This is a genomic window from Rodentibacter mrazii (assembly GCF_001998825.1).
Classification (GTDB): domain Bacteria; phylum Pseudomonadota; class Gammaproteobacteria; order Enterobacterales; family Pasteurellaceae; genus Rodentibacter; species Rodentibacter mrazii.
This window is the reverse complement of sequence record NZ_MLHG01000068.1, coordinates 1-2,032: the sequence shown is the minus strand read 5'-3', so window position 1 is coordinate 2,032 and position 2,032 is coordinate 1. Positions and strand designations below refer to the sequence as shown.

Below are 2,032 nucleotides of genomic sequence, written 5' to 3'. Positions count from 1 at the left end.
GTTTTTAGCAAAAAGAAAAACTACCATTGGTTTTTTAACGGAGCAGTTATTCTAAAACTAAGCCGTTTTGTTTGGCTTTATTAAGCCAATATTGAGCTTTCTTGGTATCTTTAGAAATATGTTCTGTACCTTGAGAATAGATTTGATGTAGAGCATACATTGAAAGTACATTGCCGTCATTAGCTGCATCAAGATATAACGCTAAAGCTTTTTTATCATCTTTAGACACTCCCCGACCTTTGATAAGCATACTCGCTAGGTTATTTTTTGCCATACTATGACCTTTTTCTGCCGCTTCCATATAGTAGTGATATGCTAAAGAAAGATCTTTTTTAATAGCCACCGTTCCTTTTGAATACATTGTTCCTAATATAAATAAGGCTTCAAGATGATTTTGAGCTACGGCTTTATTTAGCCAATATAACGCTTGTTCTTTATTTGGCGTTGCACCAATTCCGTGTCCGAAAAAGAAACCAAGATTGGTTTCTGCCGTGACATTGCCTAATAATGCACCTTGTTCTGTCCATTGAAAAGCTTCTTTATTTAATCCTAAAGCATAATAAAAACCACCTAAGTTAGCTAGTGCCATGGATTTCACGCGATTATTATCCGTTGACAGCGCACTTTTAGTTAATTCAACAGCTTTATCTATATTTTTTTCGACACCACGACCTGTAAAATATAAAAAACCTAAGTTTGCTTTCGCTACATCAAGGTCACCTTCATCAATTGCCTTTTGATAATATTGGGCGCTTTTTATGAAATCTTTTTTCTCGCCATAATAAATACCTAGTTGATTAAGTGACAATATCGAGCCCTTTTTATAAGCTTTTTTAGCTAATAAAATGGCTTCGTTTAAATCTTTATCAACAATATAGCCTAATTGATAAAACTCACTTAGCATGGCTTCTGCATCTGGTACAGACTTTTCTTTTGCATCAGTAAAAAGACAAAATGCAATTTTAGTATTATCATCATCTCCGTATGCTTGATTATAATATTCAATACCTTGACGGTATATTTCCTGTCCCTCGAAAGTATCATAGGTTATATTTTTTTCTTGAAGAAAATTCTCACAATTCAGATTATTTGCGTACACTGCACTTGAAAAAAGAAAGTATAGAATAGATGAAAAAAATAATTTCATGATTGTATTTTCCTCCTATTATCAATCAAATACACAAATAGTTTCAACTACACAGGTATCTATCATACCACCTAATTTTGCACCAATAGCAGGTCCTGCTGAAATGCTGGCTTCATTATCTTGGTTTATACAGGCACTTCCTTTAACTCCCCCCATTATTGTAGCTGATCCTGATGCACAGATCTCCGTAGATGTGCCAACCCTAGTCCCAGATGGTGAATATCCTCCCATTATGGCGACATTTCCTCCACCATCTGGTCCTATACCTGCACATTTCGATACTGCATAACATGCATCAGGATAATATTTAGCTTTATTTTTAGTTAGCATTATTCTTTCTGAAATACCAGTTTTTGCTCCTGCTGAAAAACTTAAATCTCCAGAGACACTCAGCGTTCCTTCAAGTTCCCGATATGAATCTACCATTGCTTTTTTAGTTTTATCTATTGCTGCAGACATTTGGGTCGCAACAGCTTGGTCTATTTTCTTTATTTGAGCTTGTCCTTCACCATGAGCTTTTAAATTATTTAATACATCAGGACTTCCAAAAGGACAATTATTCAATCCCAATGGATCAACCCATACCTGTACATTAGGCGCAAACTGATAAAAATTCTCTCCTCCCGCAAGCCCAATCGGGTCCTGTGTCATAAACCGCCCCGTCATCGGTTCATAATAACGCAGGAAGTTATAATGCAAGCCCGTTTCTTCATCAAAATATTGGTTCTGTAAACGGAACGGTTGGTGTCCCTGGTTTTGTTGGGCGAGGTGGCGGTCATAGTGTAAGCCGCCCCACGCATCATAGCGCCCCCGCCAAATCACTTTGCCTTGGCTGTCCGTCATCTCCCTCGGGATACCGATTTGGTCGCAGTGGAAGTAGTTTAT

At 37.3% G+C, this 2,032-nt stretch carries 2 protein-coding genes; both read right to left on the bottom strand.

Annotated elements, in window-relative coordinates; translation table 11 throughout:
* Positions 1–46: 46 nt before the first annotated feature.
* The gene (locus BKK47_RS09715) at positions 47–1,147 is read right to left on the bottom strand and encodes a tetratricopeptide repeat protein (RefSeq protein WP_077494651.1); all 1,101 of its coding nucleotides are present in this window, start codon (positions 1,145–1,147) and stop codon (positions 47–49) included.
* A gap of 21 nt (positions 1,148–1,168) precedes the next feature.
* Positions 1,169–2,032, bottom strand: an 864-nt coding sequence (locus BKK47_RS09710; protein WP_208603975.1) for an RHS repeat domain-containing protein, incomplete at its 5' end; no start/stop codon positions are given.